We start from the raw sequence: 17,516 nt of genomic DNA, 5'->3' as shown, positions 1-17,516 counted from the left end.
TTAAGAAAAGTGCTTATTTAATCAAGATCGTAGACGGTATAGCCTTTGTTCTGGAGACATTTACGCAATACGAGAGATTGGGTTTTGGTTGAATCATTTGTTCCACTCAAAGCACCAGCTCCAGCTCCTACAGCACCGCCGGCAGCAGCACCGACAGCCGCTCCACCTAATCCGTCTTCTAGCGCACCAGCAGCTGCGCCGATCAATGCGCCTGTAACTGCCCCATTAGTGGCTTCAGATTTCGCTGCCTCTGATTTGTCGACATTTTCTGCATAGCCTTGGCAGTAAAGAAAGTCTTGTTCATATGTACTAGGGTCAACATTGGTCATGTCGACGACAGGTTTTTGGTTGTAGGCGCAAGCTGTAAGCGTAGAAGTAAGCGCCATAATCAGGATAAAAGATTTATACATGAGTACTATCCATTTAGTGTGTGAATCTTATGGATTAAATGTACACTGTTTTATTGTTGGGCTCTGTCGCTTGAGTGTATTGAAGTGTCGTCTTCTGTAAACGGGGTAGGAAGGTTAAGTTAACTGTCTGATTTTTTGAGGCTAAGTGTGAAGCAAGCTCCTCCAAGTGGGCTATGGCAAATCGAAACTTCTCCACGTTGAAGCTCCATTATCTGTCTGACAATCGCCAAACCGAGCCCAAACCCGCTCGTCTTTTTGTTGCGAGATTCATCCGCGCTGTAAAATGGTTCGAATAGATGAGGCCAATGCTTTTCTTCAATACCTATGCCATCATCATGAACATTGATGAAGCAGCGGTGCTGATCGTGTTTTATCTCTACTAAAATCTGCTTATCTGCGTATCGCATTGCATTGCGCAGCAAGTTATCTAAGGCTCGCTTTAACAATTTTGGGTCAGCAAACGCAAGAACGTTTTCTGAGTTTACTTCTTGAAGCGAGATAGCGAGCGTAGTCTCTTTTTGCCATCTCTGTCGTAACTCTTTGACTAAGTTGAATAGGACGACTTCTTCTTGAGTTTGTAATGCTGTGTCAGGACGCTCCATCTTTGCGTAGTAAAGCAATTCTTCAACCATTTCTTCCATCTCGTCAATGTCTTCGACGATACTGTAAACATACTTTTTCTGTTGTTCAGTTAAGGTTGAATCCGATAACAAATCTGCTTGCCATTGTAAGCGGAAGATTGGGGTACGCAATTCATGTGCAACGGCGTTAGTTAGCATTTTATTGCTAGTGATCAAGCGAGATACTTTATCGGCCATCGTGTTAAAGCTTTTGTTTAACGTCCCAACAGACTTAGCGCTTGAGGTACTAGCTCGAGCCTTGAAGTTACCTGAGGCAAACTCAACGGTCACTCTCTCTAGCTCTCGAATCCGACGGCTTAAGAACCAGATCAACAATATGCAATACAGAGCAAATCCAGCTAAAAAGAACAACCAAACGATATTGTCATCAAAGTTGGCAGCTTTAACCACAGGACTATTCGGATTATCGCTCATTTTAAAGATAGGCGTGCTCGCATCTAGGCGGAACCAGATATCCCTTTCTTCATCGTAAGCGACGTTAACGGAGGTATCACTTTCAAACGCCTTTTTGATGTCTGTTGGAAGCTCTTCAAGCGTATGAGGCACCAACAAACGATGGCTTGATGTGGCAAATTGTTCCAACTGTTGTTGAGTATATTCTAATCCGTGTTCTTTATAGATAGGGTAGATCAGATCGTGAAAAGCTTGACCCTCATGCTCTTGTAATAGGTAGTCATAATCTGTGTTGATCTCATAAACTAAGAACTCGTATCCCCACAAGCTAGCCATAAACAGAATGATAAGGCCAACAAAGCTTTCCAGATAAATCCGTCTCATTATTCATTCCATGCATCAGGCATAAATAGGTAGCCTTTGCCGCGAACGGTAATGATTTTTTGTGGTGAGCAAGAAGCATCGCCTAGCTTCTTTCTCAGTGTCACTATGCGATTATCAATGGTGCGGTCTGTTCCATCGTATTCAATACCACGTAGTGTTTTGGTCAGCCACTCACGTGATAGTGTTTTTTCAGCATGCGTAGCAAGAACCCACAACAAATCGAACTCGCCGTCTGTCAGCGCAATTTCTTCTTGGTTCATTACGCACGATTTACGCAATCGGTTTAAACACAGAACACCAATTTGTAGGCCGTTTTCGGACTCGGTAGGCGCCGCCTCTTTTCTTCTTAATAGCATGCGAATACGAGCCAGCAATACGCGAGGTTTGATGGGTTTAGTAACAAAGTCATCTGCGCCTATTTCTAATGCGGCGACATGATCGAAGTCATCATCACTTGCTGTCAGCATCAACACTTTGCCTTTGTAGCATTCTCGGATTTGACGACATACACTCAGACCATCTTGCCCGGGTAGCATCAAATCTAACAGCACCACGTCTGGTTGTGTGTCAATAATCGCATTGGGTGCGTCCGTCCCATTGTCGATACATTTGACCTGAAAACCTTGTTCAACAAAATACTCTCCCAACATAGTTTGTAATTTGGGATCGTCTTCCACAATGATTAGAGATGGTTTGATTTGTTGTGCGTTCATTTAAGTGATGTATACAATATTTAATATCAATGGAACTTAAACAAATTTACGAATTATTTCAAATAAAGCTTTCTCAGAATAAGGTTATCGGATGAGTTAACTGGATAAAATTGCCAATTAATGATTTAAATCTAATCACCAATCACATTTCGAGAGATGTAAAAAGGCGCAACGTTTGCGCCTAGGTATGGAATCTTAAAGCGAAATTACCGCTTATTCGGTGGTACATACGACGCTGTTGTCGCTGCCAAATGCATTTGGAACGTAAGCATCAGCTTGTGGGTCATTTTCCCACTTCGCGTCATCGAGCAAGTAACGGAACTGAACATTCTGCGCTTTAGGTAAGCGGGTTTTAAATTTAAACTGACGACTTTTCTTCACTAATTTCATCGGTTCTGGTTGCCAGTTGTTGAAGTCTCCAGCAATTTGGACAGAGTCCCACTGATCTTTATCTAGCTCGAACGTGACTTCGACTTCATCTTTTGTCTTAAAGAATCTCTTTTTAAGCATTGATCTTTCCTTGTTCGTACAAAAACTGTTCTAACTATTACTCGTGTTTCATAATGATTTCAAGTTTTATCGAATTGTTGCTGGTATCTGATGAGGGGAGTATCCGAACGGTGAATAGTTCGTTGTGCTGGTTTCGTGTACTGAGGGATCGTTAGAGAGAAAATTCACTAGCCTAAAATGGTCAAAGAACAGAGTTTGTTAGCGAGCCGAGAGTCCGTATCTTGAAGTCAAACCGTTATCATGTATTATCTTAAATCACCATTTTCCTTGATGTAGCTATGTTGAAGTTGAACCGTACATTGTTGACTGCGATAGTTTGCTTAGTTGCTATGCTTTTGAGTAGTGTCGCTCCTGTGGCGCAGGCTTCCGCTCCGATGAAAACAATTGATGTACGCGATCTTATTGTTCAACAGGCTGCTCTGCACAAACAACTTGGCGTCAATGACGACTGCGTAGAATCACATCACGATGAGTCAGCCATCAATAAGGCACAACAATCTCACACGAGTTGTAGCTCTTCCTGCATGGTCAAAATTCCCGCCAACTTATCTCAAAACGACTTACTGCTTCTTCCTTATAGCCTTGCTTTGATTGATAGGCCTCTAGTCGAAAAAGTAGTGACAGTGATCACCAAGCTTTATCGTCCTCCGATTGTTTAATTCCTCATCTCAAATTACTTGGGGTTTACCCCTTTTTACCAAATGAAATGATTTGGCATTTGAATGCCACAAGGAAATAAACAATGAAAAAACTACTTGCCTTATGTAGTGCACTTTTACTGACTTTTACCGCTCATGCAGCGCAATTTGAAGAAGGGAAGCACTACAAAGTTCTGGATGTAAAGAAAGCATCGAAACCTGTTGTGACGGAATTCTTTTCTTTTTATTGCCCACATTGCTACAAGTTTGAGTCGCTTATTGAGCGTTTAAAACCTGCTCTGCCAAAAGAGGCAAAGTTTGAAAAGGTGCATGTGGGGTTCATGGGCGGAGATATGGCGATTCCGATGGCCAAGTCCTACGCGACGATGGTGTCGCTAGGAGTTGAAGATACAATGATTCCTGCCATGTTTGCCCAAATTCATCAAAAGCGACAAGCGCCAAAAGACGAAGCTGAGCTGAAACAACTCTTCGTTGATAATGGCGTAGAAGGTAAGAAGTTTGATGCGGCGTACAACAGTTTCGCCGTAAACTCAATGCAGAAAGGTTTTGATAAGCAATTCTCTGCCAGCACGTTAAGAGGGGTTCCGGGTGTGGTTGTGAACAATAAATACATTGTTTTGGCCAACGAAATTCGTACTTACGACGAGTACAATCAATTAGTTAATTACTTATTGACGCTGTAACTGTAAATAGCATTGAAGCTTAAAAATGGCGACGGTAGAGTCGCCATTTTTATGCTTATCACTTTCGTATTATCTAAGAACGCTTGTACATGCTTGAGTCGGAACACTAGTCATAAATATGGCATGCGGATAAAACAAGCTAGCAGCAGTGATTGCAACATTACATGGCTGAGCAATCGTGGTTTTAATCACATTGGTAAGCACGGCACCTGTATTATTTACTGTTTGAGCGGCGGCTTGTTGTGCCTGGTAAGACACGCAACCTGTCGTTGCATTGATCATCGCAGTGCTAAACAAAAGTTTGCGAAAAAACATATTCATATCCTTTGTGAATGCTTTGAATTACTTATATGTGGATTGATTCATAAATGAAACAAAACAGTGTTCAAAATATGTGTGCATTCACGAAATGAACATTGTTTTATAAAAAGACGTTTTTTTGTGATCTTAGTACTGGACAGACCAGGTTATGAAACTAAAGCTAATCCGTGCATTACGATTACGCCGAAGGTCAGTTTGCTCCTCATTCCTTGATATCCCTTGGGCTCGGCGTCTTGTTCGACTTTCCTCACGAGCTTTTCTGCATACCAAACAGCAAGATACCCAATTGCTAAGAGTAGGGTAGCGACCGCGTAATGTTTGTGGCCCTGCAGTAATGCACCCCAAGCCAGTAAGACAAAAAGGTTGCTGAGAATTAATATATTTCGGCTAAGGCGATGGTAGTAATGCTCAATGCCATTACCCCAAAGGATGCCGGATAAAAAACTTAATATAACGGCGCTATATGCGATGAAAAATTGCTGACCACTTAAATTGAAGAGTGAGATGTCAGCGAAAATCAGCCCTAAACTAAACACAAATGGAACTAGGCCTAAGTAACCGAGTTGTAGCATGGTTGAGCGTGTTGTCATGGTCGTCACCTTATAATTGTTGCTCTATCATATTGGTAAGCGTAGTACTTGTCGGTGATGTGGAGCTTGGAAAAGTCGCAATAACTTTACCTTCAGAGCTAATTAGAAACTTGTAGAAGTTCCATTTTGGTTTTATGCCTGCTTGGTTAGTAATCTGGTTGAAGACTGGATTCGCATCTACACCTAATACTGAAGAGCGAGCCATCATTGGAAAGGTTACCCCGTAATCGAGATAACAGACTTTCGCTGTGTTTGTTTCGCTTCCTCTATCTTGTCGAAAGTCATTGCTCGGGAAACCGATAACGGTGAAGTTTTGGTCTTTGTAAGTTTGATAGAGGGTTTCTAACTGTTCGAACTGAGGAGTGAAGCCGCACTGGCTTGCTGTATTGACGATTAGTAGTGTCTTTCCCTTAAAGCTTTCGCATAGATCGACTTCTTCCGTTGAGTTTAACAACCTTTGCTTACCTTGAAGAATATCAGGGCACTCAGATGCAAGAGCAAGCGAATTCATGGAGAGAAAGCTAACAAGAGCGGCGAAGTTCAGTAATCCTTTCATGGTGTTGTTCCCCTTGTTTTCAATAAGTATAACTACTTAAGTGCAAAGAGGATCGATCAAAAAAGCCGCACAAATGCGCGGCTTTTTTCTAGAGCTGAGATCTGACTATGCCAGTTTCAACTCGAACTGGTTCAGGTACATTACCATGTCTTCAATCGTCAGTACCGGCATGTTGTGCAGGCGACCGAATGCTACGATCTCCGGTGCCTTTGCCATCGTGCCATCTGGATTGGTCACTTCACACAGTACGCCAGCGGGTTGAAGCCCTGCCATTTGCATCAGATCAATCGTACCTTCTGTGTGACCACGGCGAGTCATTACACCACCTGGACGTGCGCGCAGAGGGAATACGTGACCCGGGCGAGCAAGATCTTCCGGTTTTGCGTGCGGGTTTGCCGCCGTTTTAATGGTCGTTACGCGGTCTGCTGCTGAAACACCCGTTGTTACACCAACTTTCGCTTCAATAGAAACCGTAAATGCGGTTTGGTTTGCACTGTTGTTGTTTACCACCATTGGAGGCAGTTCCAGTTTGTCTGCTTGAGCATCTGTTAAGCACAAACAAACGATGCCGCTACATTCGCGGATCATCAATGCCATTTGCTCGTTAGTGAGGTGCTCGACTGAATAAATGATATCGCCTTCGTTTTCGCGATCTTCATCATCAAGAAGCAGTACGCCACGGCCTTCTTTTAAAGCGATAAGTGCGTTTTCAACGCGAGTAATTGGGTCGCCGAATTCGGCAAGTAGTGATGACTGATTCATGGTTAACTCCTAAATTTCACCAGAATCAGGGCGGTATGAGAGATCGCCGTAAAATACGATCAAAAAGAAGTGCACCAGCATTCTTAGCGATCTGACTCGCTATGCTGGTGTATTCTTATTCTCTTTCATCCGGACTATAACCGTCGGCTCTGGCATCTCACCAGATCTGCTGACCTCGACGAATCGAGCGCTCGCGGGCTCACTTGAAAAAGTATACCGCCGGTGGGGAATTTCGCCCCGCCCTGAGAACAATTAAAAATGTACCACTTCATCCAAGTTGTGAAGAAGTGGAGCTAGGATAGTACTGCGAACTGAATAGCTTGGAAAGTCGATTCCATCTGTATGATGGAAAAGTGTGCTATCGACGGAAATAATCTGTGCGAATAAAGTGATCAATTTGCTGCGGCACGAAGGTGTTGTAAATCAGGCTCGTATGCGTTTGCTTCACTTCGATATGATCTTGCATACCGTCCAGTCTTGTCTCTTCTACGGTAACGGTACCGTCCGACATGGTGTTGTCATTACGGATCAACAATGGGCGAGCGCCAATCGGCATCGTTCCTGCGATACTGCCGAGTTTTTGAGGGAAATCCCAAGCGTCATCATGTTTGTTTAATCCGTGGTGTGGCGAATTGCCTAAAATTGCACCCAATCCGAGATCTTGAATCCGACCTACTATGGACGCGCCTTTAAGAGGCGAACCGATAGCGACAACATGAGAGATTAAGTTAGTGCTCGGTTTTCTGTTGGCGAGATAGCGCTTAATCATCAAGCCTCCCAAGCTGTGTCCCACGAGCACGTTTGTGGTCAGTGGATTAAGCGAATGATCAATAGAATCAAACAGTGAAGACTCATCGATAGCAACAGTGTTATAGCTGAGTACTAGCGTTTCGTATCCGAGTTTTCTCAGCTTTTGGCTAAGAGGCTGCATGACCAGCCCATGCATATAAAGACCATGTAAGATGATGATTTTCATAATACCTCCTAGATTTATGACGTCGTAGATATCCTACTCTAATTAACAAAGAACTACTTGTGCTTTGTGGTGCATATTTACGTTTTGCTGCAAAGTTTGACTGCTGTAGCAAGCGACTCAGCCCAGTAAATCCTGTACTTGTTGTTGCAATTGATGACGATTTAAAGACGCAGGACTTAACACTTCACCGATAACAACATCCACTTTTGACCAAAAACGAGTCGGTCGTTTTGTGAGAGCATGTCCGCCTTTGTGGCTGAAAAAAGAACCCCAAAGCCCTTTTAACGCCATAGGGATGACAGGTACAGGGTTACGTTCGAGGATTTTCTCTACACCAGAGCGAAACTCACCCAATTGACCGTTAGACGTTAAACGACCCTCAGGGAAGATACAGACAACCTCACCGTCGTTAAGTGCTTGTTCAATCTGCTCAAATGCTCGTCGGTAAGTGTCGGCACACTTACGTGGAGAACAGATCGGGATAACACCGGCATGACGGAATACATATTTAAGAACAGGTAGCTCGCTGATGGACTTGTCCATCACAAAACGAACCGGGCGAGTAGAGGTTCCCATCAAAATCAATGCATCGACATAGCTAACATGGTTAGCCACGATTAACGCAGCGCCTTGTTCAGGAATATGTTGGCGCCCCTTTACGGACACACGATACATACAATGGCTGAGTAAATAACTGATAAAGCGTTGTGTAAATTCCGGTACTTGGCGATAGACATAGATCGCCACGAAGAAGTTACCTATTGCCATCATGGCAAACAGTTCCACAATAGAAAGCTCTAGTACGCTGAGTACAACGATCGAAACCAAAGCAGACACCACCATAAACAACGCATTCATGATGTTGTTAGCAGCAATGGCACGTGCACACTCCCCTTTGTTTGAACGCGATTGGATGAACGCATAAAGAGGAACAATAAAGACACCGCCGCTTACACCAACAAGGAACAGGTCAATCATGACGCGCAGATGTTTGGATTCAGCAACGAAGCTTTGCACATCATAAAAGTGCACCGGAAGTGATAGATAACTTGGGACTGCCCATAGCAAGTCGACGCCAAAGACTGTCAGACCAAGGATACCGAATGGCAAAATACCAAGCTCAACGTGGTTGAAAGAAAGTTTTTCACACAACCAAGAGCCTGTCGCGATACCAATCGAAAACAATGCCAACAGTAAAGAAACGACAGTGCTATCTGCGAACAAATGTTCGCGTGCGAAGTTAGGGAATTGAGTTAGGTAAGTCGCACCCATGAACCAGAACCAACTGATGGCAAGAATAGACATCCAGATGCCTCTCTGTTTTTTTGCCACTTTTAACGTGTTCTTTAAACCAGAAATCGGTTCAAATTTCGCTTTGTCATTCGATTGGCTAGGCATCGCTGGAATATTCACGCTGCTCATGAACCCAAGCAAAGACAAGGCAATCACGGTACAAGAAGCAATCAAGGTACCATTAGGAATGGATAGCAGCAGGCCTGCACAAAGCGTACCTATAAGAATCGAAAGGAACGTGCCCATTTCAACCCAAGCATTTCCTTTAACAAGCTCATTTGGTTTGAGCGCTTGTGGTAGCAAGGCGTATTTCACGGGACCAAAATAGGCCGATTGAGTGCCTGTCATAAACAGCAGAACCAGCATCAGCATGGCACTTTGGGTGGCAATAGCGGTTGCTGCGCAAGACATGATAGCTAGTTCGATGAGCTTTAGACGTCGGATTAACTTGGCTTTGTCCATGCAGTCAGCGACGGCACCAGCATGCGCTGAGAATAGAAAGAAAGGTAGGATGAATAAGCCTGCCGCCAAATTAACGAATAGATTGACGGATATTGGTAGGTTATCAATTTGGCTGTATGTCACCATCAATAACAGAACGTTTTTGTAGATGTTGTCATTGAGTGCGCCAAGGCATTGCGTCACAAAGTAAGGAAAAAAGCGTTTTGAGAAAAACATACGGGCCCCGATTAAACAAAGTCGAATGAGATGGGAGCACTTTATGCTCAATGAACGATTAAACCAGCTTTCTTTTTCAAGTGACGTTGTATGCCACCAAAAGTAACGAAATTCGTTACTTTCATTTCCATTCGTTTATTGAGTTACTAATTCCGAGACTTCTGAGTAGGTTTTCTTTCCCATGGTTCAAACAGAGGGAACGTCCAACGACGCATCGCAATAATCAGAGAGGTGCCGTGTTTTTCGTCCATATCGAGAGAGCTATCATTTTGGCAAGCCTGATAAAACTCATCGATGACCTTTTGCAGTTTCTGTTGTAGCTTCTTGTTGGTTGGTACACTCATCAATCCTGTTGCCATGGAGAACTTTTCATCTTCACCAGAAAAGTAGCTTTGGAAAAAGGCGTCTTGAACTTGCTGTTGGAAGAACCGTTGAATAGGGCCGCCCATCTGCCACTTAAATGTCGGAGATATACGCAAACGAATTTTGTTATTTGGCTGCAAGTCGATGATGTTCAGACGATCCAAATGAGCAAGCTTTTGCACCAGTTCAAATTCATTGAAGGTGTATTGCTGAACGATTTGCTCAAACTGATAGCCATTTACAACACAGATTGCCACGAGTAGCAGGGCTTTATCATCAACCAACTGCTTTTCTTGCTCTAACGTTAGCGACTCTAGACCTTTATTGTGCGCAGCCGCAAGCTTAAACAGGTCCGCCATTTCTAAACCAATCAATTGGCAAATGCGTTCTAAGCGTTCAAGACTAATGTGTTGACCTTCAGCGAGTAAACGTTTGACGCTTCCTTCACTTAAATCAAGGTGTTGTGCAACATCAGCATAATGCAGCCCAGCTAACTTTAGTTGGCGTTTAAGCTCTTTAATTAACGTATAGCTTTCTGACATTTACGCTGTTACCTCGTCGTGTAACTGCTCTAGGTACGTTTGCATAAAGGTTTTGCGTTTTTGCGCTTCGCGTCTTGCTGACTCTGTGTTCATAGTTTCAGCGATTTTGAATAACTTGGTCTGAAAGTGATCCAGAGTGAATTGTTTATCGTTAAGTTCACGTTCTTCGGCAAATATATCGCTGTCGTTGTAAAGTTGCGCGTTAAATTGAGTGCTGACTTGAATGCATCGCGTCACGCCAATTGCGCCTAAAGCGTCCAGACGGTCGGCATCTTGGACGATTTTGGCTTCTAACGTATTTGGCCTGATGTTTGCGCTAAAGCTGTGTGCCTCTATCGCATGAGCAATGGCATCATGATATTGCTGGGGATAATCGATACTCTCTAAAAATGCGACCGCTTTTTTGGCTGCGATGATTGAGCTCTCTTTGCGATTTGGGTGATCTTTCGGGTAAGTAAAGCAATCATGCAAATAGGCAGCCGGTAATACAATCGCGATGTCTGCATTTTCTTCTTTGCAGAGCTGTTTCGCTGTTTTGACCACGCGTTTTACGTGTTTAAGATCATGAGCTGCATCTACTTGCATCTCTTGCTGCATAAATTCCAAAAATTGCGGTTCTATCTGGCTTAATGACGTCATGGTTCATATCTACAACTAAAATGAAGTCAGAAGTATGCCCAACGCTTAGAATAATTTCCAAGTGCGATGGTGTAATTGAGATTCAGCCACCAGAACCTTGTGCAACGTTTGGTACTGAGCCGTTTTATATGGCCTTTCAATGTGTTCAGTGGTTTATGAGACAAGAATAGACAGAGCGAGCAGTGATGTTTACCAGTAGAAAAAAGGCCTGACGATGTCGTCAGGCCTTTTTCTTTTCGCCGATCTTTTTAGCGTTTGAACGTTACTTGCTCTGCTTGTTCAAGATGAATATGAGTTGTCGCAGGCTGTGTTTCTGCAATCACTTTACCGTGACGAACAGAGTAACGAACCGGCACTTGGCGACGTACTGCGTCAAAACCATTTTCTGCGGGAAGAATCAGTAAACTACCTGGTTTGCCTTCTTCAATGCCGTGCTTGTCTTGAATGTTCAGTGTACGTGCTGAATTGGTGCTGATCAGATCCAGTGAGTTGTTGATTTGGTCGTAACCCATCACCTGACACACGTGCAGACCCATATGCAGCACTTGCAGCATGTTTGCAGTGCCTAGTGGGTACCAAGGGTCAAATACATCATCGTGTCCAAAGCAGACGTTGATGTTGGCATTCAGCATCTCTTTCACTCGTGTTACGCCGCGACGTTTTGGGTAATCATCAAAACGGCCTTGTAAGTGAATGTTCACCAATGGATTTGCCACGAAGTTGATACCGGACATGCGTAATAAACGGAACAGGCGAGATGCGTATGCACCGTTGTAGGAACCCATCGCTGTGGTGTGACTGGCCGTGACTTTATTCCCCATATCAAACTTGTGCGCTAATGCTGCCAGTGTTTCAACGAAGCGAGATTGTTCGTCATCGATTTCATCACAATGCACGTCGATCAGGCGGTCGTATTTTTGCGCTAACTCGAATACGTAGTGCAGCGATTCAATGCCATATTCGCGTGTGAATTCAAAGTGTGGAATCGCGCCAATCACGTCCGCACCTAATTTGACGGCTTCTTCTAGCAGCTCTTTGCCATTTGGGTAAGAGAGAATTCCTTCCTGCGGGAAGGCGACGATTTGGATATCTACCCATTCTTTCATCTCTTCACGCACTTCTACCATCGCTTTTAGGGCAATTAGGGTAGGGTCTGAAACATCGACGTGGGTACGAACGTGTTGTACGCCGTTTGCTATCTGCCATTTTAAGGTTTGTTTTGCGCGCGCTTTCACGTCTTCAATCGACAGCATTTCTTTGCGCTCAGCCCAACGTTCAATACCCTCAAACAATGTGCCAGAGATGTTCCAGCTTGGCTCGCCTGCGGTTTGAGTTGTATCTAAGTGAATGTGTGGCTCGCAGAAAGGCGCAACCGCCATACCGCCTTCAGCATCGATGATGTCACCGTTATGACTAAGCTCCACATCGTTGCTTTCAATGTGCTTGAATTGACCATCTTCAATCAAAATTTGCTGCAGACCTTCTTGTCCTTTTAGCGTTACGTTTTTGATCAGTAGTGTTGTCATGATGGTTCCTTACGCTGGCTGTGTAGCCAGTGCTTTTTTGTTAAGAATAGGATTAAGAATCAGGAAGCTAATTGCGCCGCCAAGTACAGCGTTAATCGGCACTACGCCAGGCAGGAAGTGTCCCGCACCAACGCCAATCACGACAGCGATAATGCCAGCCCAGTTAACGTTTTGGAATTGGGCGGCTTCAAAGTTTGCGTAGCGTTTACGGTTCGTGAAGAAGTCAGCGATGATCACACCGCCAATCGGTGGAATTGCCAAAGATAAGAAGGTCAGCCAGCCAACAAAGTTATTGTAGAGCCAGAGAGCGCAAAGTGTGCCAACAAGACCGTTCGCCATTGAGATGTATTTACTTGGTAAGCCTGTGATGTTGGAAAATCCAAGACCCGATGCGTAGAGCGCGTTGTCGTTGGTCGTCCAGATGTTCAAGCCAAGAACGATGATAGCTGGAATAAGAAGACCTTGCGCGATCATCACTTCAGAAATGTCTGATTGACCCGTCACCGACGCACCTGCCGCGCCAAAGATAAACATTAACGAGTTACCGATGAAAAATGCCACCATGGTGATCATCACGGCGCTGCGCGGCTTTTTACCAAAGCGTACGAAATCCGCCGTTAATGTACCAGCACTGACAAAAGAGCCGACAACCATCGCGAGAGCTATTGAAAAATCGAGTGGCTCGGTTGGTTGAACCTGTTGTAGTTCGCTTATACCGCCAACACTATTTACTGCCTCGATGACAGAGTAGCCGCCAAGTAGCGCAATGGCAGGAACGGCAATTGCTGACAACACCATCAGTGCGGAGATGCCAAAGTAAACGGTCGCGGTCATGAGCAAACCGGAGACGAGGATCAAAGTATTGGTATCGATGCCCGTTGCTTTGTGCACCGGAATCGCAAACATCGCGACACCAACTCCAAACCACCCAACTTGAGTACCGCCAAGAAGAGCAGAAGGAAGCCAAGAGCCTTTAGAACCAAAAGAGAAACGAGCAAGAAGGTGAGTAGAGAGACCAGTAGAAGCGCCGATGTAACCGAGGAAAGAAGTGTAAATACCGAGGATTAGGTTACCGATGAGAACAGCGAGGAAAAAATCATTAAAGGAGAGCCCAGTACCGAGAGAACCCCCAGTCCACATACTTGCGGAGAAAAAAGTGAGTCCTAACATCACCATTGTAAGTGACGCCACGCCTTTTCTGGCCGTGTTAGGAACTGGTCCAAGACTGTAGTTATTGTCTCCAGCCATTATTACCTCCGCACATTGAAATATTAAATTATAGCACCTGATTTTCAGGCAAACGGCGCGTATTATCGTGATGTAAATTTAATAGTCAATGATAAAATTGCAATTTAAACGTTTGCTTTGTTTTTGATGTGTATTTTTTCTTTTAATAACAATGGTTTGATTTTTAAATTATAAAGGTGGAAATTTTGATTTTACGTATTTTCTATGATTTATAGACAGGTTTTCTATGTGAAATGAATGTTTTGAATTGCTATTTGTTTTTATGGATTAAATTTATCTATAACTCTGGATTGTTCAGTCGATTTCTATGAAAAGAAAACGATTTCATGATGAGGTTTTTGGTTTGGACGTTATTTGTTCTTTTCTGGGTGTGTTTTCTTGGTTTTATTTTATGTAGGTGATTTATTTTTGTTGAAGCTGGCATTTCTAATGGTTTAGTGGGCGAATATTTGAATTTTATAAACAGTAAACAATCTGTTGTGGGTAAGAAAAGTACAACCGAGCTCGGTCAGAGGATAAGAGGGCAATAGCCACATAAAAAAATAGCCAACCGCAAAGAGTGCGATTGGCTTATATACATGTGAACAAAATCAAGTTCACTAACAACGTCAGTTGGCTAGGTGACCCTCGGCTTAAGAAGGGTCGATTTATATAATGCAGTTACTGTGCCAACTTTAATATGCCCTAAAACACGTAGTTTCTGTGACATGCGTTGCTTAAAGTTTGAGTGTGTTTGCAATTTGCAACTGCGTTATGCAATTTGACTCTATTATGCTAATGATTGATTAATAAACAATGAACCTTTTAAAGCATGACTAAACTCGCCGTTCCTAAAAAGGCGAAAAAACCTACTACATCTGTCACTGTTGTTAGAATCACCGAGCCAGCCAAAGCGGGGTCCAATTTAAACTTATCCAGAATGATGGGAATCAGCACACCAAATAAAGCTGCGGTAATAATATTGACGATAATGGCCAGCGCGATGGTCCCACCTAGAACCGGAGATTGAAACCACAATCCGGCGAGCCCGCCGATGATTAACGCCCAAGCAATGCCGTTCAGAGAGCCAATACCCAACTCATTTTTCAATAGCTTGAAACGGTTACCTGGGGTGATCTGATTAAGCGCCATCGCACGAATCATTAGAGTGAGCGTTTGGCTGCCAGCAATGCCCCCCATGGATGCAACAATTGGCATGAGCACCGCCAAAGCCACCACCTGCGCAATTACATCTTCAAATAGTCCGATAGTGACAGACGCCAAAATCGCAGTAAGCAAATTGATGCCTAACCAAACACCGCGCTTTTGCGAGCTTTTTAATACTGGCGCAAACAAGTCATCGCCTTCATCCATACCTGTACCGGCCATCAAACGTGCTTCGTAGATTTCACGCTGTGTACTCAATGCAAACTGCCAATCGACTTCACCGATCAGTGTTTGGTCTGCATCAGTTACAGGGAGAGCGGGCAGTGTGCTGTGTTCTAATGCCTCTACCGCTTCAGGAAGCATCATTTTACTGTCTAGAACCGTCACAGCCTCAATAACGAGTGTTTTTAAGCGAGTATCGGGGTCACCACGTAAGATATCGAAGTAGTTGACCGTTCCACGATACTGTTTATTACGATTAATCAGATACACCTGTTGAGGCGTGTCGTAGCTATAGCGCTCCATTAACTGCTTAGCTGTCCCAATCGTAATGTTGAAGGGCAGGGTGATGATCTTACGTTCAGCCCAGTGGCCGAGTTCTTCATCAGCATACTCGTTTGCTTGATCGTAAAGTTCCAACTCATCTTTTTCTATCAACGAGAGCGCTTCGTTGATGATCGACTCTGGCAACGAATCGGCCCATTCGATGAGCGACAAGTTGTCGAGTTTAGCGAGAGTGAGCTTTAGCTCGACTTCAGATAACGCATTGATGATAGAGAAACGTACGTCCGCACGCATTTCCGTTAACACGTCGATATGTAGCTCTAGTGGTAAAGCTCGCCATAAGCGAACACGATCGTCGATTGGAAATGCTTCTAGAATCAGGGCAACCGCGCCGGGCTCGAGGCCCGCTTCAATAGATTCATTGAGCGTTGCGACTTGATCCGCTTCTTCGGCTTGGCCAATTTGCTGGATTAGAGTGGAGAGATCTTGAAACTTGCTCACCGAGTACCCCGATAGTTAATTCGTTTTATGGAAGTATGGCATGTTATTGAGATGCACAACTATGCATCTTAACCTTGCTCAAGGTACTTGAAAGTAACAGAAAAACAATAGGCTATTTGCTGTTGATGGTGAGATATGGCTGTACCAATTGGCGAATGTTCACTTTTGCGCCAATACGGGCTGCCAGCAAGTACATTCCGCCTATTTTTCTGTGCAAAAATAGGGCATCTGCTGGTGGAGTATGCCAGTATTCTTGTTCCATGCTTAAAATAGTGCCAGCTTCGCGAAGCTTTTGTGCTAAGCCACTGGCTTTAAAGTCATAAGGCTCATCAACTAACATCGGTTCACATGCCATTTTCACTAGATCGAGAATCGCTTGGCGCTGGTCTGGAAGGATGGTTTGGCTGAAGAAGCCTATTTGTTCAAGCGCATCATTTAAGCCTTGTTCGTCATTATTCACGACAGACGCAAAAGCTTGGCGATAGCCGGTACTGAACCGTTCGCTGTATTCGCGGGTCGCCCCGAAATCTAGCAAGCCGATTTGACGAGTGTTTTCGATATATAAGTAGTTGGCGAAGTTTGGGTCGGTTTGTACCATCTTAAATTCGAACAGCTCTCGAAACAGTAATTCGAGTAGGCTGTGCATGACAAAATCCCGTGTACTCTGATCATAATGTTCGATTTGCTCAATCGGGCTACCATCAATGAATTCCATCGCGAGAACGGAGTCTGAGCAACTTTCAGTATGAATCTTCGGTACGACAAAATGAGGGTGCTCCTTCAAAGCGTCATGATAACGAATGGCAAATTGTGCCTCTCGTGCGTAATCGGCCTCGTCATGTAGCTGCTTTTTCGCTTCTTCGAGCAATCCTTTGTAGTCGACAGACTCGGGAATCAACCCAACGACCTTGAGCAGTGTACCGACATTATCGACGTCGCTATCGATACTTTTCCGTATGCCCGGATATTGCACTTTGACGGCTAGGTTATCGCCCGCATCGCTGTAAGCTTGGTGCACTTGTCCTATTGATGCACTGGCGATTGGTTTGAAGTTAAATGACAGAAACTCAGCTTTCCAATTCGTTCCTAGCGAACTTTCCATTACTGCGTTGAGTTGTTTTGCAGGCATTGGGTCTGCGTTGGAACGAAGACGGGAAAGAATATCGGCAAGTTCAGGTTCTAAAACATCACCAGCATCCATTGACAGCATTTGACCAAGCTTCATTGCAGCGCCACGTAGGTGAGCAAGTTGGTCAGTTAAACGCGCGATGTTCTGTGGCGTCAGCAAGAGGTCTTTCGCTTTTGGTTTGTTGCCTTTGGCTATCTGCTTCGTGCCTTCTGTAATCACATTGCCTGCGACACGGGTAGCAAGTGAAGCGAACTTGCTGAATCTTGAGATGCGATGGGTAGGTAGGCTTCTTTCCTTTGCCGACATGAATCTTCTCCGCTATTTACTAACTAATTGTTATACGGGAAAA

The 17,516-nt window shown here is 44.2% G+C and carries 18 protein-coding genes and 1 riboswitch; of the genes, 2 read left to right on the top strand and 16 right to left on the bottom strand.

Annotation, left to right across the window (positions count from 1 at the left end; translation table 11 throughout):
• Window positions 1-17: 17 nt before the first annotated feature.
• The 4 genes from R7E47_RS05210 to R7E47_RS05195 form a co-directional block, all read right to left on the bottom strand.
• Complete coding sequence (locus R7E47_RS05210) at window positions 18-410, bottom strand: glycine zipper family protein (RefSeq protein WP_005373677.1); 393 nt, start codon at window positions 408-410, stop codon at window positions 18-20.
• Window positions 411-529: 119 nt separating this feature from the next.
• Window positions 530-1,828: an ATP-binding protein gene (locus R7E47_RS05205; protein WP_005373675.1), complete on the bottom strand. Its 1,299-nt coding sequence runs from the start codon at window positions 1,826-1,828 to the stop codon at window positions 530-532.
• Window positions 1,828-2,541: a response regulator gene (locus tag R7E47_RS05200; RefSeq protein ID WP_005373673.1), complete on the bottom strand. Its 714-nt coding sequence runs from the start codon at window positions 2,539-2,541 to the stop codon at window positions 1,828-1,830. Before R7E47_RS05200 ends, R7E47_RS05205 begins: the two co-directional genes overlap by 1 nt.
• Before the next feature lie 213 nt (window positions 2,542-2,754).
• The gene (locus R7E47_RS05195; RefSeq protein WP_005373671.1) at window positions 2,755-3,051 is read right to left on the bottom strand and encodes an isoamylase early set domain-containing protein; all 297 of its coding nucleotides are present in this window, start codon (window positions 3,049-3,051) and stop codon (window positions 2,755-2,757) included.
• Between the two features lie 278 nt (window positions 3,052-3,329).
• On the opposite strand from R7E47_RS05195, the gene R7E47_RS05190 reads away from it, so the two are divergent.
• Together R7E47_RS05190 and R7E47_RS05185 are read left to right on the top strand one after the other, a co-directional pair.
• On the top strand, window positions 3,330-3,710 hold the full coding sequence (locus R7E47_RS05190) for a hypothetical protein (RefSeq protein ID WP_318083920.1): 381 nt from the start codon (window positions 3,330-3,332) through the stop codon (window positions 3,708-3,710).
• An 83-nt stretch (window positions 3,711-3,793) separates the two neighbouring features.
• A complete protein-coding gene (locus R7E47_RS05185) occupies window positions 3,794-4,393 on the top strand; it encodes a thiol:disulfide interchange protein DsbA/DsbL (RefSeq protein WP_005373667.1) in 600 nt (199 codons plus the stop codon).
• Window positions 4,394-4,462: 69 nt separating this feature from the next.
• Here the strand turns inward: R7E47_RS05185 and R7E47_RS05180 are convergent, their stop codons facing one another.
• The 12 genes from R7E47_RS05180 to R7E47_RS05125 all read right to left on the bottom strand — a co-directional run bounded on the left by R7E47_RS05180 (window position 4,463) and on the right by R7E47_RS05125 (window position 17,473).
• Entirely contained in the window at window positions 4,463-4,708 is a 246-nt protein-coding gene (locus R7E47_RS05180; RefSeq protein WP_005373664.1) for a hypothetical protein, read from the bottom strand.
• A 152-nt stretch (window positions 4,709-4,860) separates the two neighbouring features.
• Window positions 4,861-5,304: a DUF3429 domain-containing protein gene (locus tag R7E47_RS05175; RefSeq protein WP_005373660.1), complete on the bottom strand. Its 444-nt coding sequence runs from the start codon at window positions 5,302-5,304 to the stop codon at window positions 4,861-4,863.
• Between the two features lie 10 nt (window positions 5,305-5,314).
• Complete coding sequence (locus R7E47_RS05170; RefSeq protein WP_005373657.1) at window positions 5,315-5,860, bottom strand: glutathione peroxidase; 546 nt, start codon at window positions 5,858-5,860, stop codon at window positions 5,315-5,317.
• 105 nt (window positions 5,861-5,965) lie between these two features.
• Window positions 5,966-6,622, bottom strand: coding sequence for a 3,4-dihydroxy-2-butanone-4-phosphate synthase (gene ribB / locus R7E47_RS05165; RefSeq protein WP_005373655.1), 657 nt, complete (start codon window positions 6,620-6,622; stop codon window positions 5,966-5,968).
• Window positions 6,623-6,735: 113 nt separating this feature from the next.
• Window positions 6,736-6,876, bottom strand: a riboswitch (FMN riboswitch).
• A gap of 104 nt (window positions 6,877-6,980) precedes the next feature.
• Window positions 6,981-7,598 (bottom strand): triacylglycerol lipase, encoded by a 618-nt coding sequence (locus tag R7E47_RS05160; protein WP_318083918.1) that lies wholly within the window; start codon window positions 7,596-7,598, stop codon window positions 6,981-6,983.
• A 117-nt stretch (window positions 7,599-7,715) separates the two neighbouring features.
• Window positions 7,716-9,569 carry an MFS transporter gene (locus tag R7E47_RS05155; RefSeq protein WP_318083917.1) on the bottom strand — a complete coding sequence of 618 codons (1,854 nt, stop codon included), beginning with the start codon at window positions 9,567-9,569 and terminating at the stop codon, window positions 7,716-7,718.
• 146 nt (window positions 9,570-9,715) lie between these two features.
• Window positions 9,716-10,474: a helix-turn-helix domain-containing protein gene (locus tag R7E47_RS05150; protein ID WP_005373649.1), complete on the bottom strand. Its 759-nt coding sequence runs from the start codon at window positions 10,472-10,474 to the stop codon at window positions 9,716-9,718.
• Window positions 10,475-11,113: an HD domain-containing protein gene (locus R7E47_RS05145; protein ID WP_017819864.1), complete on the bottom strand. Its 639-nt coding sequence runs from the start codon at window positions 11,111-11,113 to the stop codon at window positions 10,475-10,477.
• Between the two features lie 248 nt (window positions 11,114-11,361).
• A complete protein-coding gene (locus tag R7E47_RS05140) occupies window positions 11,362-12,639 on the bottom strand; it encodes a cytosine deaminase (RefSeq protein WP_005373646.1) in 1,278 nt (425 codons plus the stop codon).
• Between the two features lie 9 nt (window positions 12,640-12,648).
• Window positions 12,649-13,887 carry a cytosine permease gene (gene codB / locus R7E47_RS05135; RefSeq protein ID WP_005373644.1) on the bottom strand — a complete coding sequence of 413 codons (1,239 nt, stop codon included), beginning with the start codon at window positions 13,885-13,887 and terminating at the stop codon, window positions 12,649-12,651.
• Between the two features lie 804 nt (window positions 13,888-14,691).
• Window positions 14,692-16,038, bottom strand: a complete 1,347-nt coding sequence (locus R7E47_RS05130) for a magnesium transporter (RefSeq protein WP_005373641.1) — start codon at window positions 16,036-16,038, stop codon at window positions 14,692-14,694.
• 112 nt (window positions 16,039-16,150) lie between these two features.
• The gene (locus R7E47_RS05125; protein WP_005373639.1) at window positions 16,151-17,473 is read right to left on the bottom strand and encodes an ABC1 kinase family protein; all 1,323 of its coding nucleotides are present in this window, start codon (window positions 17,471-17,473) and stop codon (window positions 16,151-16,153) included.
• Window positions 17,474-17,516: the final 43 nt, after the last annotated feature.

Origin of the sequence: Vibrio sp. Vb1026 (assembly GCF_033338745.1) — a bacterium.
GTDB classification, from domain to species: domain Bacteria; phylum Pseudomonadota; class Gammaproteobacteria; order Enterobacterales; family Vibrionaceae; genus Vibrio; species Vibrio alginolyticus.
The sequence above is the reverse complement of the archived record's forward strand: the minus strand, read 5'-3'. Positions and strand labels throughout refer to the sequence as shown.